Below are 23,448 nucleotides of genomic sequence, written 5' to 3' on the forward strand. Positions count from 1 at the left end.
GTGATCAGCAGTCGACTTCGCGGCATCGTTTGCGGTCATGGATTTCGACACAGCGAAGCCTGATCGGTCCTCTCACCCGCCATGCGACCGGCAGACGAGTGGTTCCGGCGTTCACGATGACGGGCGTCTTACCGCTTGCCTGTCTCTTCGGTTTGCCCACCTGGAGGATTTGCATGTCGCTTTTAACATCCCACGGCACCGTACGAGCGGATGCACCTGCGCCGTGGGACTGTTCGGCGGTTGATGGGTTGCTTGCTCGGTTCCTCGCCGACAAGGAGCAGGCATCGGGCGGTCCCGAAATCGCGATGTTCGTGGAACTGCTGGAAGGGTTCCTGTCCGGTGGCAAGCGGCTGCGCCCGCTGCTGTGTTACTACGGCTGGCAAGCCGCGGGTGGGCACGGAAGTACCGTCGCCGTGACTCATCTGGGTGCCGCGTTGGAACTGTTCCACGCCGGCGCTTTGATCCACGACGACGTCATGGACGGCAGCGACATCCGGCGGGGGCGTCCGACGGTGCACCGCTCGCTCGCCGAAAGCCATGGCCGGCATCCCTCGGCTGACCGTTTCGGGGTGAGCACGGCGATCCTGTTGGGCAATCTTGCGATGTGCTGGTCCTTCGACCTGATCCATGTCGCCGAGCTGGCCACCCCTCGGGCAGGAATGCTGAGAGCCCTGCTGGACGCCATGCGCATGCAGGCGGTGACCGGCCAGTATCTCGACCTTCTCGCAGCGGGGAGCTCCGACATCGCTGTCGAGGAAGCGCTTGCCATCTGCCGTGCCAAGACCGCCCGTTACACCGTGGAGTATCCCTTGATGGCCGGTGCGCAACTGGCGGGCGCCGACCAGGGCATGCTGGACGCGTGCAGCGCCTACGGTGTTCCGCTCGGTGAAGCCTTCCAGCTCCGCGATGACCTGCTCGGGGTCTTCGGCGATCCGGGAACCACCGGCAAATCGGATCTCGACGATCTGCGTGACGGCAAGCACACCGTGCTGCTGGCCATTGCCAGGCAACGTGCCGACTCGGTCCAGGCCGGCGCTCTGCGCGCCCTGATCGGGAACGCCCGTCTCGACCGTACCGGTGCCCAGGACATCCGCGACATTCTCGTCGCCACGGGAGCACGCGACGCCGTCGAAGACATGATCGCCCAACGCCGGATGCGTGCCCTGGCTGTTCTCGACGGCTTCCCTTTCCCGGCTGCCGCGGCCGCATCCCTGAGGCATCTGGCCGACATGGCCACCCGCCGCGACCGCTGAACAGGCCATCACCCCGAACAAGGAACTGTCATGGCAAGTCGGTATGTCCCCTCACTCCTCGCCCCTGCTGCTGCGCCGGGTGGCGACGCCCTCTTCGATGTCGGCCTGCAGCTGGTGGAGAGGCACGACGGAGGAAGGAAGCCGCAGGAATTCGAGATGCTTGGGTTGCGGTGGGATCTCATTCCCCAGGTGTTCGCTCCGGTCCACACCGACTCCACCCAGCTGTTCACCCAATGGCTGCCGTTCCCCGTAGGGGGAAGCTTTCTGGAGGTGGGCTGTGGAGCCGGCGTCACCGCGGTGATGGCGGCGTTGGCGGGGTGCTCGCGGGTCACCGCGGTGGACATCAACCCTGAGGCGGTACGCAACACCGAGCTCAACGCCGCCCGCCACGGTGTGACCGACCGGATGAACGTGCTGCACAGCGATCTGTACGACGCCTTGGCGCCCGGTGAACAGTTCGACGTGGTGTTCTGGAACTCCAACGTCATCTGCGCCCCCGAGGAGTTCGTCTACACGCGCCCCATGCAGCACGCGATCTTCGATCGTGGCTATGCCACGCACCACAGGTACCTGCGTGAAGGCCTGGCACGGCTGACCGATTCGGGTCGGCTGTTCCTGGGGTTCAACAGCCTCGGTGACCCCGGCCGGCTGAACTCGCTAGCCGCCCGGTGCGCTGTGCGGCTCACGGAGCGGGAACAGACGACCCGCCAAGCTGGTGACGTTCCAGTGACGTTCCAACTGCTTGAGGCCGCCGGCGTCCGCGATGAGCGGAGGAGCGCGTGACCGCCACGCAAACGCCGGTCGCCGCCTCGATCAGGCCCCGGCCCAAAATCATCAGCTACCTCAGGCTCGCCAAGGCCCGGGTCTATCACTATGCCTATGGCTGGGCCCTAGGGCTGCTGCTCCTGCGGTCGGACGGTTTTCTGAGCGGCGGCACGCTGCTCGCCATGGCATTCATGCTTGTCGGCACGCTGGCCATCCAGTGGAGCGCGTCAGCCGCCGACGACGTGAGCGGGTTCCTGAACGGCAGTGACGCCCGTAACTACGTGGGACGGCCACTGGTGACGAGGGTGAGGAAACCACTGCTCACCGGTGCGCTGGCCTTGCCGGAGGCGGTTCGGTTCGCCGTCGCCGCGTGGATCGGCGGGATGCTCGCGATCTCGCTTGCCGCTGGCGTTCTGGACTGGCGGGTTCCCTTACCGGCCATGGTGGTCGCCTTCGGTGTGCCCGCTCTCGCTGTCCAGTACTCCTGCGGTATCAAGCTGAGCTACCGGCCGCTGGGACTCGAGTCGACGATCTTCTTCACTGGTGTCTGCACCGTACTCGTGCCCTACTGGTTCGCCGCCGGAACCGTCAGCCGTGAGACGCTCCTCATGAGTGCGTTGTTCGGACTGTGGTTGCTCCTGGTGGTGTCGTACGGGAACGCCTCCGACCGGGCAGGAGACGCTGCCGTCTCCCGGAAAACCCTTGCCGTCGTCCTGTCACCCCTGGCGTTCGCCGTCGTACTTCATGTGCTGGTTGCGGTCAATGCCGTACTGCTTGTTCTGCTTTTCACCACGACACGGCTGAACGCGGGATTCATCGTGCTCAGTGCTCCAGCGGTGGCACTCCAACTCGCCCAGCTGTACTACGGGGTGTATCGCCGCGAATTGCGCAAGGCCCGGTTCCTCGTGCTGATCTCCATCGACCTCGGGTTCCTCGGCCTCGCCACCGCGCTCCTGACGGGGCGCCCCTCATGAACGAAAGCGTTGGCGACCGGGCTGTCGTACTCGGAGGAAGCATCGCCGGAACGTTCTCGGCCAGGGTCCTCTCGGAGTTCTACCGTGAAGTCATCGTCGTGGACCGCGACCGGGTGGTCAGCGTGAGCCGGCCGCGGCGCGGCACTCCCCATGCCGGGCATGCCCACGGACTGCACGCCCGCGGCTGCCTAATCCTGGAGGAACTCTTTCCGAACCTGCTTCGGGACATACGGCACGCACAACTTCCCGTGGGGGATTTGGGCGAGCAGCGCTGGTACTTCAACGCCCGGCCGTTCCGGTCCACGCGGACCGGCTTGCCGTCCGTGACTGCCCAGCGGCCCGTGCTGGAGGAGTACTTCCGCAACAAAGTCGCCGCGCTGCCCAACGTCACTTTCCTGGAGCGGACTGAGGTTCTCGGCTTTCTCTCCACACCGGACGGCAGACAGGTGACCGGGGTCCGGCTGCGTTCGACTGCAGCGGATGCCGGAAGCGCATTCGATCTCGATGCCGATCTGCTCGTCGATGCCACCGGCCGCGGATCGCGCACGCCGGTATGGCTGGAGGAGCTGGGGTACGAGCGACCGGTCGAGCAGCGGATGACGATCGGTCTGGCCTACACCACACGGCTCTACCGCCGCCGCCTGGACATGCTCAACGGTACGCAGTTCATCAACTGCATCGCATCACGCGAGTTCCCGCGAGGGGCGTTCTTCGGACAGGTCGACCGCAAAACCTGCATCGTGTCGCTGACCGGCATCCTCGGCGACCATCCACCGACCGATCCCGGCGGATTTCTCGCATTCGCCAGGTCCCTGCCCGTCGCTGACGTCTACGAGCAGATTCGGCACGCCGACCCGCTGAGCGACCCAGTCTGCTTCCGCTTCCCGGCGAGCGTGCGCCGACACTACGAACGGCTGCCTCGCCTTCCCGAGCGGCTACTCGTGCTCGGCGACGCAGTGTGCAGCCTCAACCCCAACTACAGCCAGGGCATGACCGTCGCGGCCATGGAAGTGATGGCCCTGCAACGGCACCTGTCACGCGGCACGCCGAGCACCATCGCGTTCATGCGCGACGTCGGGCGGATCGTAAACCAGCCGTGGTTCATCTCGACGACCAGCGACCTCAAGTACAACGGAATGGCAGGGCATCGTGGGCTCACCGCGCGGATGGGGAACGCGTACGTGACGCGGTTGCATCATGCGGCGGCGAAGGACCCCGCCGTCACAAATGCCCTGATGCGAGTCGCAGGGCTGATCGACCGGCCGACCGCGCTCATGCGCCCACGCGTTCTCCTCGGGGCACTGCGACCTCAGGAACCTGGGACAGGGCCCGTCGAGTGACCGGACCGCCCACGGCTGCGGTGCCAACCGACCTGGCCGGCACAGCGCGCGGCGAGCGCCTCCACGGTCCGGGAATGACCGGCCGCTGCCTTACGGCGTTCGCTACCTCGGCCGGCTCCCCCCTTGGCCGCACAGCCGCCAGATCACCGGCGGCGTCGCGACGGCTCATGCTCCGCGGTACCCGCCTGCCTCTGCTGCGCTGGCCCGGCCGGACGAGCCAGAGCGGAAGAGGCAGAACAAGGCACGTACCGGGCCGACAACGTGATCGTTGGACAGGCCCTGCGACACACCAGAGAGGGCGCGATGAAACCGTCAAGACGACGAGCCTGGCTGACCGTGGTCCTGGCGATGCTGGCCGCGGTGTGCGCCGGTGTCCTGGCGCCGGCTGCGATGGCATCGCTGACCACCGGCGGCTCGGTGGCCACCGGGATCGAAGCAGTGCACGCCCAGCGGCGGGCCGAACGGCTGGGTGTTCCCTCTCCAGACCTGTTCCTCGCCCTGTCCCGCGCCGGAGCGCACCCGGCGCAGCCGCCTTTGGAAGACGGCGTCGTGGCAGTGGCCGCAGCCCTGGCCGGCGACCGCGAAGTGGCCGGCGTATGGGCCCCCACCGTGCGCGACAACGCGTGGTTGCTCTCCCGGGATGGCGAGACCATGTTGGTCGCCGCCCGTTTGAAAGGGGTGGACGGGCAGCCCCCGCCTGATGTCTCCCGTCTGGTCAAAGCCGCCCGCACGGCGGCCGGCGGCCTGCGGGTGGAGGCCAGCGGTCCAGCTGCCGCCAACGAGGAAATCGACGAAACAAGCGCACGCGACCTCATGCGCGCAGAGCTGATCACAGCCCCCGTACTGTTTCTGCTGCTGATCTTCGCCTACGGCTCCCTGGTAGCCGCCCTCCTGCCAGTCCTGGTGGCCGTGCTGGCAGTCGGCTGCACCATCCCTGTGCTGGGACTGCTTGCCCAGGTCACCGAAGTCTCCTGGGCAGCGGTCAACGCCGCCTCGGCGATCGGCGCGGGACTCGCAGTCGACTACAGCCTCTTCCTCCTGGCCCGGGTCCGCGAGCAGCGTGCACGAGGCGACAGCGCACAGCAGGCGCTGTCCACCGCGCTGCACTCCACCAGGCGGTCCATCGTCTTCTCCGCCGCCGCGATCACCGCCTGCCTGGCGGCCGCACTGGTGGTGCCCGTACCGGTACTGCGCGCCCTGTCCATGGCGGGCATGATCGTCTCGATCCTGTCCGCCGCCGTTGCCCTGCTAGTGCTACCCGCTCTCCTGCGTTTACTCGGTCCGCACACCTACGCTTTCGACCCCTTGTCCCGGTGGCGACGCACCCACCACGAGAACGGCAGCAAATTCTGGCGGTCCACCGCCCGCACGGTCACCACACGTCCCCTGCTCACCACCGCTCTCGCGGCCGTCCTGCTGGGAGTGATCACCCTGCCGCTTGGCCACGCCCGGCTCGGCCTGGCGGACGAGCGCACTTTGCCGCCCTCCGCCCCGGCGGCGGCCGCCGCCCAGCACGTGAGGGACACCTTCGCCGCCCCACCCGAACGGCTGCTGACCCTGGTCGTCACTGGCCCCGATACCGCCCAAGGCCTGCCCGCCTACACGGAACGACTGGCCCGCGTCCCCCACATCATCGGCGTCCGCATCGTGCGCCCCGCCCAGCCCGCGAACGGACCTAGCCATACCGACCGTCCTTCCCTCGCCGCCGTGCTCCTGCTCGCCTCCGCCGCCGACCCAGGCACCGAGCAGGCGGCAGCAGTCGTACGGGCCGTACGCGCCACAACCGCACCCGGGGCCGTCCTGGTGGGCGGCCGGGCCGCAGAGGTCACCGACACCATCACGGCCATCCGCAACACCATGCCCCTGTGCTTCCTCCTCCTGGCTTGCGCACTCCTGACCCTCCTCGCTGCCTACACCCGCACGATCATCGCCCCGCTCAAAGCCCTCCTGGTCGCCATGGCCAGCCTGGGAGCCAGCCTCGCAATCCTGGTAGTCCTCTTCCAAGACGGCCACGGCCGCACCCTGCTCGGCAACTTCACCGTGACAGGAACCCTCGACACCCCCATGCTCCTGTTCACTCTCCTCGTCGCCCTCGCCCTGTCCATCGACTACGAGATCTTCCTCCTCGGCCGCATCCGCGAGGAATACGACCGCACCGGCAGCAACCGCACCGCCATCATCGACGGCATCGCCCGCACCGGCCGCCTCGTCAGCAGTGCCGCCGCAGCCCTCGCCCTGTCCGCCGCAGCCATGGGCACCTCAGACGTCAGCCTCCTCAAATTCACCGGCGTCGGCATCGCCATCTGCGCCCTGGTCGACGCCGTTCTCGTACGCGGCATCCTCGTCCCTGCCGTCATGGCAGCGCTCGGCCCCGCCAACTGGTGGACACCCGCACCATGGCGAAAACCCGTCACCGCCTCCTGAACGGAGCTGATCAGCCGGACCGGACGATGAGAGCCTGGTCCCGATCGGATCCGACGCTCCTATGTCGCCGCTGTCGGCCGGGTGGTCGCGCGGCGGTGGCCAGGAGTTCACTGCCGAAGAACTTAAGAACGTCGGCGCAGTGGTGACCCCGTCCGCCGGTCAGGTCAGGTTTGGTTGACGCGGCGTGATTCCCCGCCCAGCGACGCCGCTCACCCAGCGGGCCTGCTCTTCGTCTAGGTGCTGCGCGCCCTCCTGACCGACGCGAAGTCCGACGCCTATCCCACCGGGTGGCTCCGAGCCCTCGCCGACGAGCGCGTCGCCCCTGCTCTGCGACTCGGCTCGACCGTAGAGCTGTCGCTTGATCTTCTTGATCCGGTTCACGGCGCCCTCGATGCTGCCCGAGCTCCAGTCCAGGGTGAGCCCGGCTGTCACGGCGTCAAGGTCCCGGAGCAGGTGGAGTGCGAAGCCGGTGAGCCCGGGCAGCTGGCTGGCCTCGACCGCGTCGATCCAGGTGGGAAGGGTGGAGCCGAGGCGGCCGGTGAGTATCTCGCCGAAGCCGCGGACGTGCCCGGCGGCCGTGTCCAGTTCGGGACAGCGTGCCAGGACATCCTTCAAGCCGGCGCGGTCGTCCTCGCTCAGCGCGGTGGGGTGTCGGGTGAGCCAGCCGGTCACCTGGCGCACCGTCGGAGGCCGGGGCGGCTGGCCGGCCGGAGCCCCGCGGAGGGTGGCGATGTGGGCGCGGACCATCTGGTAGGTGACGGGCGCGTTGTCGGCGACGAGTTCACTGTGGAGGTGGGTGACGCTGGTGCATCCCTCGGGCGCCTCAAAAGCTCCTGGCCGTCCTGCTGCAAGAGGTCGAAGGCGACGAAGTAGGCCGGCCACCGGGCGGCCAGGGCCCGGGCGCCGCGGGCGCGGGTGGCGGCCCAGCGCTGCAACGCCTCGAAGGGCAACCGGCCGGCCTCGGTGTCCCAGACGACCAGTTCGCCATCGAGGACCGGGCCGTGCGGCAATTGCTCGGCTGCCGTTCCGCCCAGGCTCCGCTCCGACTGCGCTTGCCCTGCTGTTGTCGACAGGTGCCACTGGCCCGGAGGCAGCAGTTCTCTCCCTCCCTGGTCACACCACATGTGCTCCGGGTGACTCCCGCACTGGCCTCGACCGGATCCCTGTTGCGGCGCGCGACTGGTCTCGCGGGCTTCCTGTACATCGCCCATGCTGAGGAGGAGAGCGCTGTCGGCCCGAGACTTGTCCTTGAAAGGGCCGAACGGGGGCGCCTGAGAGGAGGAAGTCATGCGTATGAGAAGAATGCTGGGCCTCGCCTTGGCTGCAGCCGCCCTGGCCGGCGCGAGCGCGGTCGGTGCTTTCAGCGCTCAGGCCGCCGCGTCTCCGACCATCACCGGGGAAGAGTGCGCGGCCGCGGGTGGACAGGTCAAGGAGAACCCGTACAGGGCCTCCACCTGCACGTTGCCTGACGGGAGTCAGCAGACGATCACGGTGGGCTGACGTCAAGCGGTCCGGGACGGCCGGGCGGGGTCAGTTCCCGCGGGGCGCGTACATGATCACGGCCATGCCCGCGAGGCAGACCAGGGCGCCGATGACGTCGTAGCGGTCAGGGCGGTAGCCGTCGGCGACCATGCCCCAGGCGATGGATCCGGCGACGAAGATCCCGCCGTACGCGGCAAGAATGCGGCCGAAGTTGTCGTCGGACTGGAAGGTGGCCACCACCCCGTACAGGCCCAGCGCGATGACGCCAGCGCCGATCCACACCCAGCCCTTGTGCTCGCGGATGCCGTGCCACACCAGCCAGGCCCCGCCGATCTCAAAGAGGGCGGCAACGGCGAACAGGGCAACGGAACGAGCGACGGTCATACCGGCGAACCCTATCGACGGCCCCCGCTCGTGATCTTCAGCGGGTCGGCATCCTTCTGGCAGCCGCACCCGCCCTCACCTGTGCTCTTCGTGCCGCAAGAGCAGGAGCGGCGGCGCTGTCCGAGCCACCATGTCCCGCCGGCGAGCACGGCCAGGACCACGGCGAGGGCGGGCAGCCAGCCCACCACCGCACCCGCGCCGGCCCCAGGACGCCCGCGGCGATCAGGACGGGCAGCGCGCAGCACGCCACGCAGGCCAGAGCGGCCAGGCCCGCAAGCGCCTTGGGGGCCTTGTCGGAGTGGGCGTCAGCAGCAGGGTCCGGCATGGCGGTTCTCCTCGGCAAGGTCGGTGAAGGGCATGGGACAGCAGGCGCTGGACGCGCACACGGTCAGGTCGTCGCAGCCCGCCTCGACCGCGGTGGCCAGGGCGGTGCGGATGGTGGTGAGGTCGGCGATCTTCGCGTCGACCTCGGCGAGCTTGGCCGAGGCGCGCTCCTGGAGCCCGGCGACGGGGCGGCCGTGGCGGTGGCGGCCGGCCTCGAGCAGTTCGGCGACTTCCTCCAGGGTGAAGCCGAGCCGCTGCGCGGCCTTGATCACCCGCAGCGCGGTCACCGCGTCCTCGCCGTACAGGCGGTGTCCGCCGTTGCTGCGTTCCGGCTCGGCCAGCAGGCCCCGCCGCTCGTAGTAGCGCAGCGTCTGCACGTTCACCCCAGCCGCCTCGGCGACCTGACGATGCCCTCGACTCCGGACACATCCGTCCAGGACTCCAGCCACTCGCATGCCTCGGCCAGGTCCGTGGTCATCGGGCACAGGGTCCACGGGGCTGGGGCCGTCAGGCCGTGCCCGGTGAACAACTCCTCGAGGAGTGCGCGGCGCTCCGGGTACAGGCGCGCCAGGAGCTCCACCCCGTCCAGCTGCAACACATCGAACGCCACGGAGTAAGCCGGCCACCTGGCGGCCAGGCCGGGAGCGCTGCGGCGGATGCGGGTCGGCATCACGGCGAGCGCACAACTGGGTGGAGGCCAGAACGGCTTAAACACGGGGCAAGTGCTCTCAACCACCCTGTGACCGGACGAAGCATCCCGCGCAACGGCTCGTGTGCCGGGGCAGCAGGGAAATCGTCGTCCATCCCGAAATTCGGAGAAGGTTCAAAGATTGACGCAACAACCACTCCGGGGCGTCCCGCTGTTCGGCTGAGCGGCACCCCAGGCCCTGTGCCCATACTGAAATGAGGGGAGGAACTCCGACATATGAGCGCGGAAAAGTGCCGCCGAGGAGGCGAGCCGAGATGACAGTGGAGCAGTTGTCACACGTCGACACGGGTTTCCTGCAGCAGGTGGAGGATGCCAGTCGGCGCTACGCAACCCGCACGACGGAGCGTGACGGCCACATGGAGGCGCTCGAGCAGCACGGCATCCTCTATGCCGACACCCAGGAACGGGTCAACAACAGGCTGAACCGTCTGGGCGTCGACTGGGCCATGGCCACAGCGATCGAGCGGACACCGGAGACCGCCACGACCGGTACGAGCCTGGATCTGGACCGCGAGCTGGTCAGCACCGACCTGCTGGTGCTCGAACGGTTCATGGGCCGCAACGATCTCATCGGAATCGACTACCTCGAAGGCGGTTTCCTCGCCGCCCGCTCGGTCGGCCGAATAACCGTCCGGAGTCCCGGGTCGTCCCACCACGGCACCGGTTTCCTGGTGTCCCCCTCTTTGATGGGCGCCCGGGCGCGTCATCCATCCGAGGGGCCGCGGCGGGGCTGTCTGGGGCGCTCGGTCGGGTGCGTGGCGGTGTGGCGGGTGCTCACCGACCGGATGAGACCAAGGCCCCAACTTCTTGTAGAGGTCGGCTTTCGACAGGGCAGTCAGGTCGTCCTTGGCTTTCGGTGCGGAGCGGATTCGCGCCCGGTCACGCCACGGTCGGTGGCCTTGCTACGGGCGCTTCAGCGCGCCGCGCACTGGCCCTACGCGGTGCCGCGCCAGGATGAGGCCCCGTGGGTCCGGAGCCTTCGGGTGACGGGAGCAGAACATTGATCAACGTGGACGTCCAGCACTGCGGCAGCTCGATTCTGGTCAGCGCCGCTGGGGAGATCGACGAGGGTGCGGGAGAGGTGCTCCAGCGTGTGCTGGACCACGTGACCATGGACGAGCGGGACCTCCTGGTGGACCTGCACGCCGTCGCAGCCATGGACGCCGACGGCCTGCTCCACCTCCTGAACCTGCACCGTCGCGCAGAACGCATGCGCCTACGGGTCCAGGTCACCGGCTGGCAGCCCCAGCCCCAGCAATGCATGGCCACCGTCGCCGGCATCCCCGGACCCGGAGCGGCCACCGGGGAGCGCTACGCCCTCGCAGGGTTCCGCCGACTCCTCGAGGAGAAGGCACAGCGCGCACGGGACCGCTCCGACTTCGCCGACGGCTGGCTGCCCCGCATCTAGTGCAGAGAAGCCACGCCCCCGCGTGCCGGTACGGGGTCGGGGCCAGCCCCTTGTGCGAGGCGTGCAAGGCCGCGCGGCGGGCGCAGTACGGGAGCTGAAGCCGTGTCTGTCCTGCCGCCCGACCTGCCCCGGCTGCTGACGCCGGTCACCTACCTGCACGGCGAACTCGGCCGGGCCGAACAAGCCCTTGCCACGACCGAGGAACGCGATGCCCTCGCCTCGTCCCGACGGCCGCCGAAGGAGCCGCCCGCGTGGCTGGTCGAGCGCGGGATCGGAAGCGGACGGCCCCCGGCTCGCGTGCACACCGGGACTGCTGGGACACCGGCAACCGCTGCGCCCCCGCCGACCCCGAGCAGATACGGCGGCTGCTGGCCGACGGCGTGCCCGCCTGCATCCACTGCCGACCCGACACCACCCTCGCAGTGCCGGAGTGACCGGGCACCGGCAGGGTGAAGGGATGAGCCCTGCTCGTGTAGTCGTCTATCCGCCGGACGCCCAGGGCGGGCGCCGCGTCCGCTGCGACGGCGAGATCCTCGGCCGCGCACTCGGCCCCGCCGACCTCCTCGAATTCCTGCGCCGGGCCGGCCTGGAGCGGACGTCGTCCGGCTGGACGATCCGCCGCTGATCGAATGGCGCGGCGGCGGGCACGCCGTCTGGAGCCCCGATCCCGGCGAGGCATGAGAGCAGCAGTGCGGGCCGCCACCCGGCGAGGGTGGCGGCCCGCACTGCTGCTCCGGTCAGTGACTGTGCCCCGAGGGTCTAGGCCTCGGCCGCCGCACGGAGGCTCATGACGTAGATCTGGGCGTCGTCCTCGAACAGCGTCACCTGCTCGGCGCCACCATCGAGAAGCTCCTTCCACACCTCGCCCACCCACGACTCGGCATCCCCCTGCGTCGTGAACTCCTCCGGCTCAACCGCCGGCGCGGTCTCCGTGCCGTCGGCCTTCTCGTATCGCCACGTCCAGACCATGCTTCTCTCCGATCCAAGATCCACAATTTCCGGTGAGGCTAGCGGTCGATCACCACCACGGCTCCCCGTTCACCACATTGAACTCCACGCACAACCGCGTTCCGTGGGCGAACTTCTTGCCGCCTTCCACTTCCACCCGACCGTGGACAGCTTGTTCAGGGCCGCCGTGACGGAGGTAGCGTCCTTCCAGCCGGTCAGCTCCGACCGATACCCCTTCGGCGTGTACGTGATCAGGCGGGCGCGTACCTCGGTCCCGTGACCTTCCATCTAGGCGCCCACGTCATCGACCCGCAGGCCCTTGCCGTAGACCGACAGCCCTACCTTGCCGTCACTGGCCTTGGCGTTGGCTTGCGCGGGGGCGGCGGCGAACACCAGGCAGGCCGCCGTGAGCGCGTCGATCGTCTTTCTGATGCCAGCTCAACCGGGCGCGGGACGGGAAGGTCACCCTTCGGAGGCCGCGGTGGCCGAGTTGGCGAGGACGTCGTTACGGCGGACGTCCTCGCCGAGGATGGCGAGCATGTCCGCCAGGGGGCCCGCAAGGTCGGCGGCGGCCTCCGGGTCCTCCTCCCGCAGCAGGTGCCAGGCCGCATGCGCGTTGCGGGCCGTGCACACCGTGTCGGCCTCGGGGCGGTACCGGGCGGCCTGGCAGCAGAGGGCGGTCGTTGAGGGGCCCGGGCTGCTGTGGAAGCCCCCGGGGTACGTCCTCAAGGCCGAGGAGGCCGTGGTCCTGGGCGCCACCCGCCGGGGCCTGGCCCAGCTCCTCGGCCGCACAGGAGGTTCCGCCCCCAGCCCCCCAGCCCTGACGGGCCGCAGCCGCGCCGCCATCCAGGCGGTGAGCGAACGCAGTTCGCGCCGGCGTGCGTAGGTGGCAGACTGCCCGGCGTCCGTGACCGCCCGGGGCCCGGCACCGTTACCCACGGAATGGCCCACTATGACCTGTACGAGCAGCTGGACGAGGCGGGCGAACGGCTGGCAATTCTCACCCGCCTCGAGACCGAAGCGCTCATCACCGTTCTCGGACAGGTCGCCGAGGCGCACGCCAATCTGCGGGCGGCAGCACTGGAACTACAGGCGACGATTGGGATGCGGCTGCCTGCGGGCCGACGACCCTCCCGTGGGGAGGAACGAGAGGGGCGTCGGCCTGGGATGGTCCCTCGCGGGATCACACCCGAACTTCTTGCTCCCAACGGGCCAGTATCTCGGCCACGCGCGGGTACCGCTCGAGTAGCTCGGCATCGGTCAAGTCCATGTCGGCTGTCCCCAGGATCGTGGCGGTGCCGGCTGGCAGCATCAGTTCTCTGGTGCGGTACTCGTCGGTCACGGGACCTCCAGCGTTCGTTCGGCTGAGGCGCCCACGATCCGCCTGGCAAATGCCTGCGTCAACCCCTGCGGAAGAAGTCGTTCCAGATGCAGCGCATGACGTTCCCCTACTCGTTGTCCAGGGACGTGTCTGGTTCTTCGCTCCACCGCTGGAACGTCTCCGTCAGCTCCGCCTCGACCTCGTCGGGCAGGTTGCTCCGCCATGTGATCTCGCCGGTCTCGTACCAGATCTCCATCCAGGAAGTCCTGGCCGCGCCACCAGCACCGGCAGCTCGGTGACCTCCCAGATGCCCTCTGGCGGCTGTCGCAGCCGTCGGGCATGCTCGCCGTCGGCGTTCCGGCGCCTGAAGCTGGAGCGCTGAAGGCCCGTCCTCGACCGCGACCAACAAAGTCGAGCGCCTGATCGAGCGGCTCGCCTCCCGCGCGTTGACATCGGCGCACGATAACAGGGGCGCTGCTGATCTCCCCGGGCGGGTGGATCCACACGTTGCCGGGAGGACGGCCCCTGCCATCCGCTGCTGTGTCGTGCGGTCACAGGGGTGAACCGAGGCCGGCGCCTCTTCCAAAGGGTGGGACCCAGGATCCGATCTCAGCCGACCACTCTCGTGCCAAAGATCAGTTACGGGACAGCCCTTAGCCTGGCTGTCAGCCGCGCGGTCAGTCTGCGGACGTAGTGGGCGAGGACGGCGGCAGTGGGGACGACAAGGATGTGCAGGGCCAGGTTGACCCAGGTCAGGGGCTCGAATTGCCACGCCCGCCGCTGCCGACTTCGGGTGATCTTGGGGGCAACAGGCGGCCATCCGCGGAGGAGGGCCGATACATGGCGGTCGACAAATGCCCCGGTCCGCGTCCGAGGTGGGCGCGGACCGTACCCCCGCCGTCGATCCGGACTCCGTACGAGGCGAACGCATCGCCCGGAACGGCCTGATGGGGGGCGGCTGCTGCCGCGCTGCGGCTGGGCCCGGCATCGCTCTCCAGCGCCGCACGCCTCGTCGTGGCTGAGCGGCCATCGAGCCGACTGCCTGCGGCAACTCCCGACAGATGCTGCGCCTTTGGTCGTTGCGGAGAAGAGCTCGGCATCAGGCCAACCCATACGAGGCTCTGCCCTGCGCCTTAGCTTCACCCTATGATCGGCTTGATGGGGGACATCTTCAGGGTGGGCGACACCCTGGCCAGCGACCGGTACCACATTGATCGCCTGCTCGGCCGGGGCGGTATGGCGGTCGTGTACGGGGCCTGGGACGAGCGCCTGGAGCGGGCGGTGGCCGTCAAGGTGATGAAGACGGGGCTCGGGCTGGACGACGGGCACGCGTCCCGGTTCCGGCGTGAGGCGCAGGCGATGGCCTCGTTGTCCCATCCCAACGTCGTTACCGTCTACGACACTGGAGAGGAGCCGTGTCCCCAGGGCCCGCCGGTGGCGTACTTCGTGATGGAGCAGGTCCACGGCCCCTCCCTGGACGGCCGCCTGAAGGCGGAGGGGCCTCTTCCGCTCACCGAGGCGGTCCGTATCTCCCGCCAGGTACTGGCCGCTCTTTCGGCCAGCCACATCAGGGGGATGGTCCACCGAGACATCAAACCGGCCAACGTCGTTCTCACCGGGGAGGGCTTCGCGAAGGTCGCCGACTTCGGAATCATGCGCGCGGTCGATGGAGCCGGCAGCACCGCCCTCACCGGTACGCACGCGGTCATCGGGACCCTGCCGTACATGGCACCTGAACAGTTTCAGGGCCGCGCCACCCCCGATGCGCGGTCCGACCTCTACGCGGTCGGCGTGGTCCTCTTCCAGATGCTGACCGGGACGCTCCCCTTCGACGGTGCCGACTCCCTTGCACTCATGTACCAGCACGCCATGCAAGCACCCCCGACCCTCGCAAGCCGTGGCACCGACGCCGGTCCCCACCTCGAAGCAGTCATCGCGCGCGCCCTCGCCAAGAATCCCGACGACCGCTACCCCGACGCCCAGGCGATGCGGACCGCCCTCACGGCTCCCACCTCCGCAGGCACTCCGTCCGTGCCCTCACGCCCAGGCTCCGCCGCCTCCCCGCCCGGTACACCTCAGCTGCCCGAGCTGCCCGAGGCATCCAAGCCGCCCGCACATGGTCCTCATGCCCAGACCAGGACAGCAGAGGCGCCATCGTCTCCCCCGGTACCGGAGCGCCCCGTCGATCCGGAGATACTCGCTCTCATCAGCCTCACCCGCGAGGCCGCCGAAGCGGAGCGCCTTGAAGACACGCCCGCCGCCTGCCGTCTTTACGCCGAGCTGGCCGAGCGCTCAGCCCGAAAGCTGGGTCCAGTGGCCGTGGCCACCTTGCTGGCCCGTCACAATCACGCGCATTGGGCAGGGGAAGCGGGTGATGCAGCCAAAGCGCGTGACCTGATGGCGGCGGTGGCGAAGGACCGTACGCGGGTACTGGGCGCGAATCATCCGGACACCCTCGCGTCCCGCCACGAGTACGCCCTCTGGATGGGGGTAGCGGGAGATGCCAGGAAGGCACGAGCCCAGATGCGGGCGGTGGTCTCTGACCGCACCGGGCTGCTGGGCGCGAATCATCCCGACGCCCTCGCATCCCGCCACGACTACGCCCGCTGGACGGGGGGAAGCAGGTGCAGGCCAGCGGGCCTCGAGTCTGTTCGCGTCGGTGGTGGAGGACCGCACCCGGGTACTGGGCGCAGACCATCCCGACACCCTGGTGTCCCGGCACAACCACGCTCACTGGGTCGCGGCGACGGGCGACGTCGCGACGGCACGGGACCTGTTCGCCGCCGTGGTGAAGGACCGCACCCGAATGCTCGGTGCGGACCACCCCCACACCCTGGTGTCACGCCACAGTCACGCCGTCCTGGTGGGGGCGACGGGAGACCCTGCTTGGGCACGGGACCTGATGGCGGCGGTGGCAGCTGACCACGCCCGAGCGCTGGGTGCGGCCCATCCCGACACGCTGCGAATCCGCGAATCCCTTGCCCAGTGGACGGACGCAGCCCGGCGTTGAGACCGTGGCACCTGCAGTCTTTTTGCCTGAAGGCCCCGATCAGGTACTGGGGCGCAGCGAGAGCAGTCGGTCGGCGACGTCGTAGACGTTCAGGCGCAGGGCGCGGATGTCGACCGCTGCTAGCCTGCCATCCATGATCAAGAGCGGACTGGCGGGCCGAATAGGCAACATGGTCGGGGACACCAGGCCGGAGCGCGTACTGATCGCCGCCAGTTTCGTCAACCGGGTCGGCAACGGTCTGTTCAACGCGGCGTCGGCGCTCTATTTCACCTTGGTCGTAGGCCTGCCCGCGGTGCAGGTCGGCGCCGGGCTCACCATCGCCGGAGTGATCGGCTTGTGCGCAGGGATACCCGGAGGGCATCTCGCCGACCGGCGCGGGGCGCGCACGATCATGATGCTGACCCTCGCGGTTCAGGCGATGTCGATGGCGGCCCTTGTCCTTGTCGAGAGCTGGGCCGCGCTCACGATCATCGCGACGGTCGACCAGATCGCCGCAGCGGCGGGTGGAGCGGCCTGGGGCGCTCTGGTGGTCCGGGTCGGGGGCGATCGCCCGGCCCTGTTCCGGGCGAAGCTGCGCACCTTCGTCAACCTGGGCGTCATTCTCGGAACGGTGGGTGCCGGGCTGGCGCTGGCCGCGGACACCCGTGGCGCTTATGTCACGCTGATCCTCGGCAACGCGGCGAGCTTCGCCCTGTGCGCGCTGCTTTTGCTCCTGTTGCCCCGCTATCCGGTGCTGGCGGCACCGTCGGAGCAGCGTCGCTGGGTCGCTTTCGCGGACCGCCCGTTCCTGACGTTCACAGCCCTCTACGGGGCCATGGGACTGCAATACCCGGTGGTCTCCCTGCTCCTGCCGATCTGGATCTCCGAACACACCGAAGCACCGCGCTGGACGGTGGCGGCACTGTTCGCGGTCAATGCCGCCTTCTGCGTACTGATGCAGACCAGGATCGGCTCCCGTATCGAAACCCCGCACGACGGCGGCAGGGCGTTTCGCACTGCGGGGCTGCTCTTCCTCGTCAGCTGCCCGATGATGGCGCTCGCTGCGTACACCCCCGTCTGGGCGGCAGCGGGACTGGTCCTGGCAGCGATCTTCGTCCATAGCCTGGCAGAGGTCTGGGAGTCCTCGGCGGGCTTCGCCCTGGGCTTCGGCCTCGCCCCCGACCACGCCCAGGGCCAGTACCAGGGTCTCCTCGGCCTCGGCTTCAACGCGGGCCAGGCCCTTGCCCCCGCGATTCTCACCACCGTGGTGCTCGGTCTCGGCACAACGGGCTGGCTGCTGCTGGCGTTGTTCTTCGCGGCGCTGGGCGCTGCCGGCCCATCGCTTGCCCGCTGGGGCATGCGGACCCGGCCGCAGCAGGGCGTTGCCGCGGAAGTGACGGGATGACCAAGGAGTAGGTGTGTCAGGCCGCCTGGCCGTAGCCGTCCACGCCGGGGACATCGCCGCGCAGCGGACTGAAGGCGACGTCCAGGGGCGGGTCCCACCAAAGACCCTTGGCCGAATGGGTGACGAGCGACACCGGCCGGACACCAAGATCAAGTACTTGCGGAATTGGGCCTTACCTCGGGGCTCCCCCTGAAGGTTCCGCCGTGTCGATCGCACAGGGGTCTGCCAATCGAACGGCTCTGTCTCACATTCGGTGGTGACGGAGGGTGGCTAAGTGGTCAACGCTTGAACTTCTTCGGGGGTTGACCACAGAACAGGTTTTATGGCGAGACCGTCCGGGTGTCTTCGTTGCAGAGCCGAGGCTGCCTCGGGTTCAACCTGGTACGACTCCTGCGGTCCACCTACCGGGTTCCGGTGGGCGTGGATGCAGAACGGTCGTTCGCACCGTGGCTACTGCTGCTCCCACTGCTCCTTGGTGATCTCGTATCGTACGCCTCCATGCTCGGAGCCCTCGACCATCTCCATGTCGGAGGGAGTAGGGATGGTGTCCGCGAGCGTCATTTCGAGCTTCTCCATGATGTTGCGCGAACCGTGGTTCACGGACATCGTCGCAGCCCAGACCATGCGCACACCGAGCTCTGTGAACGCCTTGCCCAGCAAGGCCCGCGAGCCCTCGGTGGCATAACCCTTGCCCCAAGCCGCCTGCCGCAGCCGGTAGCCGAGTTCGGCTTCGTCCCGCGGGCCCTCCAGCCCGGGACGCAGGTGGAACCAGCCGATGAACGCGCCGCCGTCCCTCTCGTGCGCGGCGAATAGTCCGAGGTCGCCGCCCCACTTCTCGTAACCAGCGAGGATATTCGGCAGGTCGCGCTCGCGGACGAGCTCCGGCGCGGTCGGATCGCCGCCGGTCAGGTAGCGCATCACCGCCGGGTCGCTGTCCAGCTCGATCAGCAGGTCCGCGTCATCGGCAGTGAAGCGGCGCAGGGCCAGGCGCTCGGTATCCAGGTAGGTGTCCACGAGTCGATCATGCCTGCAGCAAGTTGGTCAGCCCAACGATTTTCCTCGGCAACTCGGGGGCGTTGCCATGACGTTGCAGGATAAAGAGATGGGTGCGGCCTGGCGCCGGCCCGTGCCCCGTTGCCCCTGAAGGATCGGTCACTTTTCTCCGTGCCCCTCGCCTCCGCCGTGCCCGTCGTGGTGACCGCCTCCGAGCGCCACCGGCTGAAGAAGATGGCTTACGGCCACAAGACCCCGCATCAGGCCCGGCAGCGGGCAACCATCGTGTCATTGGCGGCCCGAGGGCGTCCCAACGCCCGGATAGCCGTGCAGACGCGGCTGCACGTGGACACGGTGCGCACCTGGCGGGGCCGCTTCGCCGCTGGAGGCATGCCGGCCCTGGCCGACCGCAAGCGTTCCGGTCGGCCGGTCTCGTTCACCGCGCTGCAGGTTGCCCAGGTCAAGGCGCTGGCCTGTCAGTTACCCGCCGGGACCGGCGCGCCGCTGTCGCGCTGATCGTGTCCGGAGCTGGCCCGGGAGGTGGTCGCCCGATCCAGGCGCATTGCCGCTGCCACCCGACGCTGGCACCCGAGCAGGCCCGGGCAATGCGCGTTAACCACGAATACGACCGCGGCGGCGCGCTTGCCTACCTGGCCGCATACGACGTCCATCACGCCCGTGTCTTTGGCCGCTGCGAACCCAGAACGGGCATCAGGCCCTTTATGAACCTGGTCACCCAGGTCATGACCACCGAGCCCTACGCCAGTGCCAAAAGCGTCTTCTGGATCGTCGATACACGGTACATCGATTCGATGTACACATCGAATCGATGTGAGAGGATAGGGCCATGCTTGACCTAGCGATACTGGGCTTCCTGGCCGAGCGGCCCTTGCCCGGACATGAACTGCGACGCCGACTCTCGGAGCTGACGGGCTACACCCGGCCGGTGAGCGACGGCAGTCTGTACCCGGCGATCAAGCGTCTCGCCGCGGCGGGCCTGCTGGAACGGCGCGCGGACCCGGCTGGGGGTGCGGCCCGCTACATACTGAGCGTGACCGCCGCCGGGCGCACCGACTTGCTGAAGCGGTTGCGCAGGCCCGCTGACCACGAGATCAGCGACTTCACGCGGTTCTTCACCGTGCTGGCGTTCCTGTCCCTCCTGCCGGACGTCGCCGAACAGCACGCGGTGCTGCGGCGGCGACTGGAGTTTCTGGAGGAGCCGGCGAGCTTCTTCTACGACGGCGACCGGCCGCTGCGTGCCGAGGACATGACCGACCCCTACCGGCGCGGCATGCTGCTGACCGCCCGCGCCATCAGTAGCGCCGAACGCGACTGGTTGCACGAGGTTCTGGACGATGACGAGCCAGTCACCGCGCGCACCGAGACGGACCCCCCTCTACGCTCGGACAACCTGTGAGCTGACCAGCCCCGGAGGTAGCCGCCCATGATTGCGTCCTGGTACGACCGACAGGGCCCCGCCGCCGACGTGCTGCGCGTCGGCGAGCTGCCCGACCCCACCCCCGGCCCGGGCGAGGTCCGCGTCCGCGTCACCGTCTCCGGTGTCAATCCCGGCGACACCAAGAAGCGGCGTGGCTGGCTCGGCTCGTCGATGCCCTACCCACGGGTGATCCCGCACAGCGACGCCGCCGGAGTCGTCGACGCCGTGGGCGAGGGGGTCGACGAGCGCCGTGTCGGACAGCGGGTGTGGATGTACGGCGCCCAGTCCTACCGGCCCTTCGGCACGGCCGCCCAGTACACCGTCGTACCCGCCGATCTGGCTGTCCCGCTGCCCGACCACCTCGGCGACGAACTCGGCGCAGCCCTGGGCATCCCCGGCATCACCGCCCACCGCGCCGTGTTCGCCGACGGCCCGGTCGACGGCAAGCTCGTGCTGGTGCACGGCGTCCTGGGCGGGGTCGGCTCCCTGGCCGCGCAGCTCGCCTGCTGGGGCGGGGCCAGGGTGATCGCCACCGTCCGGCGCGGCGCCGATCTCGCACAGGTCGACCCGGCTGCCGTGTCCCACGCCGTAGCCCTGGACCAGGAGGACCCGGCGGCGGCGATCCGCGCGTACGCGCCCGGGGGCGTGCACCGGATCGTCGAGGTGTCCCTGTCCGCCAACGCCGACCTGGACAACGCCGTCGTCGCGAACGGCGCGGTCATCGCCGCCTACGCGACGAGCGCGGACCGGACCGAGATCCCCTTCTGGCCCCTGCTGTTCAACAACGTCATCCTGCGCCTGATCGGCAGCGACGACTTCCCCGAAGAGGCGAAACGCCAGGCAGCACGCGATCTCACCGCCGCGGCCGCCGCGGGCGCCCTGACCGTCGAAGTCGGCGACCGCTACGAGCTGGCGGACATCGCCAAGGCCCACGACCGCGTCGACGCCGGCAGCCGCGGCCGCATCCTGGTCGTCCTCCCGCAGTGACCCCACCCCGCACCACGGCCTGCGGCTGGCTGGCCTTCAGCAACGGAGAGCACGTTGCCGTGGTGTCCGACCGGCTGCAGGAGGGGCGAACACCGACCGAGGCGATGGCCGGCCTGGAGTACGAACCCGACCCGCGGATGTTCACGCCCCGTATCCCAGCGGCGGCGGATCTGCGCTCGGGACAGGACGCCTGGTCGGTGCCGCCCGTTGAAGGGCCGCTGGCAGGTCGTCGGCAAACGTGCTGAGGCTCGCCGTCCGCGGTCTGGGTCCCGGAGATGCCGTGTTGATAACGACGTACCGATCTGACGGGCATCAGGTCGCGAGCCGTTCCTCGAAGCCCGTACCGAGGCAATCGATCAGGGGGAGCTTCTGGAGAAGCAGTGGGCCGCGCTGGCCCCGGAGTTCCGCGTGGCGGTGGCGGTCTTCGAGCCCGGACAGCTGGCCGATGCCGCCATCCGCCAGGAGGCGGCGGCTGGGCGGGTGTGATGATCACCCGCCTGCTGGGTCCGCGATTTGGGCTTCGAGGTCGGCGACGCATCGGTCCTGGAAGCGGAGGTTGGAGCGGGCCGCCTTGAGGCGTTCGTCGAAGGACCGGTTGTCAGTGGTGAGTTGGCGGACGCGCTGCTTGAGATCGGTGTTCTCGGTGGTGATCCGCTGTAGCCGGCATCGCGGCTGTCGGAGGGGCTGAAGTAGACCTTTCGCAGGGCTTCTTGCATCTCCTGGACCATGCGCTGGTGGTAGTCGCGGGGAAGACGGACGGGTCCAGGCCGGCCAGGGACGCCACGTCGCGACGCTGGCACTCGTCCGCGAGCGACTGCACCCACGTCAAGTTCCACACGGCGTGGGCTGCAGACCGTGGACATACATGGCCCACTGGAACTCGGCCCGCAGCAGGGGCCGCAGGCCGCGCAGGTAGATCCGCCCGGTGCGTAACTGCATCACCATCTGCCAGCCCTAGTACTGCGCCGGCCTACTGTTTCCGCGGACCTGACCTGAACTCGGCCGGGGGCGCGGGGATCGCGGTTGCTTGACCGGAGACCACCTCACTATCGATGTCCTGCGGTACCCGGGCTCAGACTTCCGCCCGGGCGATCCTGATGGCGCTCGGCTCCTCCGTTCTTCCCTCGGCGGTCAACTGCTTATCCAACGGGGGACTGCGTACTGCTGGTCCTGCTCTCCTGCGTACTACTCAGTGGCCTGTGACAGCGCCACTCTTCGGCAGCCAGCCCCGTCGCCCGTCCTGCGTCTGCTCTGGCTTGGAACCCCACTGCCGAACTTCCCGGTGCGCGCGCCCGCAGCCGACGCCTTCACCGAGGTGCTGCTCACTACTTCACTGCGGGTGCTGCGAACTGCACTTACGGGTACTGCCACTGCGTTAACTGCGGTCCTGCTACGGCGGCCCCTGATCACTGCGGGCCGCCCGGTCCGGTCGTCAGTCCCGTCGCCGTCATGGAACAGCCCTGACTTCGGCACTCCACCACCGCACCACCCTGCGCACTGCAACCACGTGTACTGCGGGTACTGCTGCCCGGCAGTTCGTCTCTGCCAGGCCTGCTGTCTCTCTGGGCTACGAGAGAAACCATAACCACGCCACCACCCAATGTCTACTCTGGCCGTCATAGATTTTCGCGTGTTCGACGGTGAGGTACTCGACCTCGAACGCGGCCTGTCTCTGCTCTCGGGGGCAGCTGACGGGCGGCACCGCATCCCGTCGCACCGCCGCCTCGGCTCGACATTGCAGAGGGGTGCGGCAGCTGAAGTCCTGCCGGGCGGCCTCTGCAGGGTTCGAGGGCTCTGCCGCGACTGCTGCGAGGCACGATCAGGCGGCGGGCTGGGGTCGGCACAGTTCGGCCTGGCCGAAGAGGAGGGCGTAGCCGTCCGGGAGCTGGCGAAGGATGCGGGCGAGGAGGTCGGGTCCGGCGAGGCGTGTGACGACGGCGAGTACGGCGCCGGTGTCCCAGCGGGCGGTGGCCGGGGTGGCGCCGGTGCGGGAGGCCAGGTCTTTGATGAAGCCCCAGCCGGTGAGCTGTTCGGTGTCGGGGATCTGGGCGGTCAGGGTGACGGCGGCCTCGACGGGCAGGCGCTGTGCGAGGTCGACGCGTTCGTCGCCGGTGACCTGGCGGCCGAGGGCGGCGAGGACGGTGTGGACGGATTCTGCGGCGCGTTCGCGGGTGGGGTAGGCGCCCTCGTAGCGCACGCGTTCCAGCATCTGGTCGAACGTCATGGCCGCAAGGGACGGGTTCGCTCGAGGCTGGTCGTACATGGTGCTGCGGTTGCCTTTCTCTTCGCGGGTTCGGGTTACGG

The 23,448-nt window shown here is 68.9% G+C and carries 27 protein-coding genes and 2 pseudogenes; 18 read left to right on the forward strand and 11 right to left on the reverse strand.

What is annotated here, in order from left to right; translation table 11 throughout:
* Positions 1 to 173 precede the first annotated feature (173 nt).
* From OHA89_RS01205 to OHA89_RS01225, 5 genes are all read left to right on the forward strand, one after another.
* Positions 174 to 1,253, forward strand: a complete 1,080-nt coding sequence (locus OHA89_RS01205; RefSeq protein WP_266615463.1) for a polyprenyl synthetase family protein — start codon at positions 174 to 176, stop codon at positions 1,251 to 1,253.
* Between the two features lie 30 nt (positions 1,254 to 1,283).
* Positions 1,284 to 2,036 carry a methyltransferase gene (locus OHA89_RS01210; protein ID WP_406364921.1) on the forward strand — a complete coding sequence of 251 codons (753 nt, stop codon included), beginning with the start codon at positions 1,284 to 1,286 and terminating at the stop codon, positions 2,034 to 2,036.
* Positions 2,033 to 2,992, forward strand: coding sequence for a UbiA family prenyltransferase (locus tag OHA89_RS01215; protein WP_406364923.1), 960 nt, complete (start codon positions 2,033 to 2,035; stop codon positions 2,990 to 2,992). The genes OHA89_RS01210 and OHA89_RS01215 overlap by 4 nt, the downstream gene beginning before the upstream one ends.
* Positions 2,989 to 4,332: an FAD-dependent oxidoreductase gene (locus OHA89_RS01220; RefSeq protein ID WP_406364924.1), complete on the forward strand. Its 1,344-nt coding sequence runs from the start codon at positions 2,989 to 2,991 to the stop codon at positions 4,330 to 4,332. Before OHA89_RS01215 ends, OHA89_RS01220 begins: the two co-directional genes overlap by 4 nt.
* A gap of 303 nt (positions 4,333 to 4,635) precedes the next feature.
* Positions 4,636 to 6,756: an MMPL family transporter gene (locus OHA89_RS01225; protein ID WP_406364925.1), complete on the forward strand. Its 2,121-nt coding sequence runs from the start codon at positions 4,636 to 4,638 to the stop codon at positions 6,754 to 6,756.
* Between the two features lie 159 nt (positions 6,757 to 6,915).
* Here the strand turns inward: OHA89_RS01225 and OHA89_RS01230 are convergent, their stop codons facing one another.
* Together OHA89_RS01230 and OHA89_RS01235 are read right to left on the reverse strand one after the other, a co-directional pair.
* Positions 6,916 to 7,428: a transposase gene (locus OHA89_RS01230; protein ID WP_406364926.1), complete on the reverse strand. Its 513-nt coding sequence runs from the start codon at positions 7,426 to 7,428 to the stop codon at positions 6,916 to 6,918.
* On the reverse strand, positions 7,425 to 8,045 hold the full coding sequence (locus tag OHA89_RS01235; RefSeq protein WP_406364927.1) for a hypothetical protein: 621 nt from the start codon (positions 8,043 to 8,045) through the stop codon (positions 7,425 to 7,427). The genes OHA89_RS01230 and OHA89_RS01235 overlap by 4 nt, the downstream gene beginning before the upstream one ends.
* Here OHA89_RS01235 and OHA89_RS01240 point away from each other — a divergent pair.
* Positions 8,044 to 8,256 carry a hypothetical protein gene (locus tag OHA89_RS01240; protein WP_266615473.1) on the forward strand — a complete coding sequence of 71 codons (213 nt, stop codon included), beginning with the start codon at positions 8,044 to 8,046 and terminating at the stop codon, positions 8,254 to 8,256. The genes OHA89_RS01235 and OHA89_RS01240 overlap by 2 nt on opposite strands.
* Positions 8,257 to 8,286: 30 nt before the next feature.
* On the opposite strand, the gene OHA89_RS01245 is transcribed toward OHA89_RS01240, so the two are convergent.
* The 3 genes from OHA89_RS01245 to OHA89_RS01255 form a co-directional block, all read right to left on the reverse strand.
* Entirely contained in the window at positions 8,287 to 8,622 is a 336-nt protein-coding gene (locus OHA89_RS01245; RefSeq protein ID WP_266615474.1) for a YnfA family protein, read from the reverse strand.
* A 305-nt stretch (positions 8,623 to 8,927) separates the two neighbouring features.
* Entirely contained in the window at positions 8,928 to 9,329 is a 402-nt protein-coding gene (locus OHA89_RS01250; RefSeq protein WP_266615475.1) for a MerR family DNA-binding protein, read from the reverse strand.
* The gene (locus OHA89_RS01255) at positions 9,326 to 9,616 is read right to left on the reverse strand and encodes a hypothetical protein (RefSeq protein WP_406364928.1); all 291 of its coding nucleotides are present in this window, start codon (positions 9,614 to 9,616) and stop codon (positions 9,326 to 9,328) included. The genes OHA89_RS01250 and OHA89_RS01255 overlap by 4 nt, the downstream gene beginning before the upstream one ends.
* A 293-nt stretch (positions 9,617 to 9,909) precedes the next feature.
* On the opposite strand from OHA89_RS01255, the gene OHA89_RS01260 reads away from it, so the two are divergent.
* From OHA89_RS01260 to OHA89_RS01275, 4 genes and pseudogenes are all read left to right on the forward strand, one after another.
* Positions 9,910 to 10,659, forward strand: a complete 750-nt coding sequence (locus tag OHA89_RS01260) for a hypothetical protein (protein WP_406364929.1) — start codon at positions 9,910 to 9,912, stop codon at positions 10,657 to 10,659.
* Positions 10,660 to 10,664: 5 nt separating this feature from the next.
* Positions 10,665 to 11,063 carry an STAS domain-containing protein gene (locus OHA89_RS01265; protein ID WP_406364930.1) on the forward strand — a complete coding sequence of 133 codons (399 nt, stop codon included), beginning with the start codon at positions 10,665 to 10,667 and terminating at the stop codon, positions 11,061 to 11,063.
* 251 nt (positions 11,064 to 11,314) lie between these two features.
* Positions 11,315 to 11,497 carry a DUF6233 domain-containing protein gene (locus tag OHA89_RS01270; RefSeq protein WP_266615482.1) on the forward strand — a complete coding sequence of 61 codons (183 nt, stop codon included), beginning with the start codon at positions 11,315 to 11,317 and terminating at the stop codon, positions 11,495 to 11,497.
* A 23-nt stretch (positions 11,498 to 11,520) separates the two neighbouring features.
* Positions 11,521 to 11,744 (forward strand): annotated as a pseudogene (locus tag OHA89_RS01275) (hypothetical protein).
* A 78-nt stretch (positions 11,745 to 11,822) separates the two neighbouring features.
* Here OHA89_RS01275 and OHA89_RS01280 read toward each other — a convergent pair.
* Both OHA89_RS01280 and OHA89_RS01285 read right to left on the reverse strand, forming a co-directional pair.
* The gene (locus tag OHA89_RS01280) at positions 11,823 to 12,032 is read right to left on the reverse strand and encodes a hypothetical protein (protein WP_266615484.1); all 210 of its coding nucleotides are present in this window, start codon (positions 12,030 to 12,032) and stop codon (positions 11,823 to 11,825) included.
* A 441-nt stretch (positions 12,033 to 12,473) separates the two neighbouring features.
* Entirely contained in the window at positions 12,474 to 12,644 is a 171-nt protein-coding gene (locus OHA89_RS01285; RefSeq protein WP_266615485.1) for a hypothetical protein, read from the reverse strand.
* Between OHA89_RS01285 and OHA89_RS01290 the strand changes: the two genes are divergently transcribed.
* Complete coding sequence (locus OHA89_RS01290) at positions 12,637 to 12,897, forward strand: hypothetical protein (protein ID WP_266615934.1); 261 nt, start codon at positions 12,637 to 12,639, stop codon at positions 12,895 to 12,897. The two genes, OHA89_RS01285 and OHA89_RS01290, sit on opposite strands and share 8 nt — an antisense overlap.
* 297 nt (positions 12,898 to 13,194) lie before the next feature.
* Here the strand turns inward: OHA89_RS01290 and OHA89_RS01295 are convergent, their stop codons facing one another.
* Both OHA89_RS01295 and OHA89_RS01300 read right to left on the reverse strand, forming a co-directional pair.
* Positions 13,195 to 13,353 carry a hypothetical protein gene (locus OHA89_RS01295; RefSeq protein ID WP_257559632.1) on the reverse strand — a complete coding sequence of 53 codons (159 nt, stop codon included), beginning with the start codon at positions 13,351 to 13,353 and terminating at the stop codon, positions 13,195 to 13,197.
* A gap of 106 nt (positions 13,354 to 13,459) precedes the next feature.
* Complete coding sequence (locus tag OHA89_RS01300) at positions 13,460 to 13,588, reverse strand: hypothetical protein (RefSeq protein ID WP_406364931.1); 129 nt, start codon at positions 13,586 to 13,588, stop codon at positions 13,460 to 13,462.
* A 902-nt stretch (positions 13,589 to 14,490) separates the two neighbouring features.
* Here OHA89_RS01300 and OHA89_RS01305 point away from each other — a divergent pair.
* The 3 genes and pseudogenes from OHA89_RS01305 to OHA89_RS01315 form a co-directional block, all read left to right on the forward strand.
* A pseudogene (locus OHA89_RS01305) lies at positions 14,491 to 15,309 on the forward strand (serine/threonine-protein kinase); the annotation flags it as partial.
* A gap of 523 nt (positions 15,310 to 15,832) precedes the next feature.
* Complete coding sequence (locus OHA89_RS01310; protein ID WP_406368347.1) at positions 15,833 to 16,342, forward strand: tetratricopeptide repeat protein; 510 nt, start codon at positions 15,833 to 15,835, stop codon at positions 16,340 to 16,342.
* Between the two features lie 133 nt (positions 16,343 to 16,475).
* Entirely contained in the window at positions 16,476 to 17,726 is a 1,251-nt protein-coding gene (locus OHA89_RS01315; RefSeq protein WP_406364933.1) for an MFS transporter, read from the forward strand.
* Between the two features lie 450 nt (positions 17,727 to 18,176).
* Here the strand turns inward: OHA89_RS01315 and OHA89_RS01320 are convergent, their stop codons facing one another.
* Positions 18,177 to 18,740, reverse strand: coding sequence for a GNAT family N-acetyltransferase (locus OHA89_RS01320; protein WP_266615491.1), 564 nt, complete (start codon positions 18,738 to 18,740; stop codon positions 18,177 to 18,179).
* A gap of 150 nt (positions 18,741 to 18,890) precedes the next feature.
* On the opposite strand from OHA89_RS01320, the gene OHA89_RS01325 reads away from it, so the two are divergent.
* From OHA89_RS01325 to OHA89_RS01340, 4 genes are all read left to right on the forward strand, one after another.
* Entirely contained in the window at positions 18,891 to 19,235 is a 345-nt protein-coding gene (locus OHA89_RS01325) for a helix-turn-helix domain-containing protein (protein ID WP_406364934.1), read from the forward strand.
* Positions 19,236 to 19,566: 331 nt separating this feature from the next.
* The gene (locus OHA89_RS01330) at positions 19,567 to 20,136 is read left to right on the forward strand and encodes a PadR family transcriptional regulator (protein ID WP_406364935.1); all 570 of its coding nucleotides are present in this window, start codon (positions 19,567 to 19,569) and stop codon (positions 20,134 to 20,136) included.
* 27 nt (positions 20,137 to 20,163) lie between these two features.
* Positions 20,164 to 21,144, forward strand: coding sequence for an NADPH:quinone reductase (locus tag OHA89_RS01335; protein ID WP_406364936.1), 981 nt, complete (start codon positions 20,164 to 20,166; stop codon positions 21,142 to 21,144).
* A 513-nt stretch (positions 21,145 to 21,657) separates the two neighbouring features.
* Positions 21,658 to 21,804, forward strand: a complete 147-nt coding sequence (locus OHA89_RS01340) for a hypothetical protein (protein ID WP_266615499.1) — start codon at positions 21,658 to 21,660, stop codon at positions 21,802 to 21,804.
* Positions 21,805 to 22,963: 1,159 nt separating this feature from the next.
* Here OHA89_RS01340 and OHA89_RS01345 read toward each other — a convergent pair.
* Entirely contained in the window at positions 22,964 to 23,407 is a 444-nt protein-coding gene (locus OHA89_RS01345) for a DUF2267 domain-containing protein (RefSeq protein WP_266615501.1), read from the reverse strand.
* Between the last annotated feature and the right edge of the window lie 41 nt (positions 23,408 to 23,448).

The organism is Streptomyces sp. NBC_01546 (assembly GCF_045208355.1).
In the GTDB taxonomy this organism is placed as follows: Bacteria; Actinomycetota; Actinomycetes; order Streptomycetales; family Streptomycetaceae; genus Streptomyces.